At 63.1% G+C, this 472-nt stretch carries 1 protein-coding gene; it reads right to left on the bottom strand.

Annotation, left to right across the window (positions count from 1 at the left end; genetic code table 11):
• On the bottom strand, positions 1-155 hold a 155-nt coding region (locus B2W70_RS00080; RefSeq protein ID WP_286741862.1), incomplete at its 3' end, for a TGS domain-containing protein.
• Between the last annotated feature and the right edge of the window lie 317 nt (positions 156-472).

Below are 472 nucleotides of genomic sequence, written 5' to 3'. Positions count from 1 at the left end.
GAAGTATCGCCCAGGCGGGCGGCATCGCCCTGCCCCACGCGGCCGGCCAGCGCGGCCTTGGCCAGGCCCGTGCCGATGGAGGCGGCCACTTCGGCCACGGTCACCGGCTGCGGGAACTCGCGCTTGGAGCCGTCGGGCAATTGAATCGAAATCATGTTGGTTTCCTCAGTGGTGCCGCCTGCCTGTGCGCGGCCTCGAATGCAGGCGCTCAGGAACGTTCAGGCAACAAAAAAGCGCGGTGGCTGCCGCGCTTTCAGGTTCGTGATTGCAAACAGGTTTGCGAAAGCAGCGGCCAGCCGACTAAACCTCGGTGGAGGTGAAGGAGGAGGTCGAAGTTCGCGGTGTCATAACCGTGTGTGCCTTTCTACGTTCCTTATGTGTGGGATCGGGCCAGATGCGCCCAGATGGCGCATGCAAGCAAGGGACCTCGATTGTAGCGGCCCGAAATGAAAAACGGCACCCGAGGGTGCCG

Source organism: Aquabacterium sp. UBA2148 (assembly GCF_002328915.1).
GTDB classification, from domain to species: domain Bacteria; phylum Pseudomonadota; class Gammaproteobacteria; order Burkholderiales; family Burkholderiaceae_C; genus Aquabacterium; species Aquabacterium parvum.
Note: the sequence above shows the minus strand (reverse complement) of the source record. Positions and strands in the feature narration are given on the sequence as shown.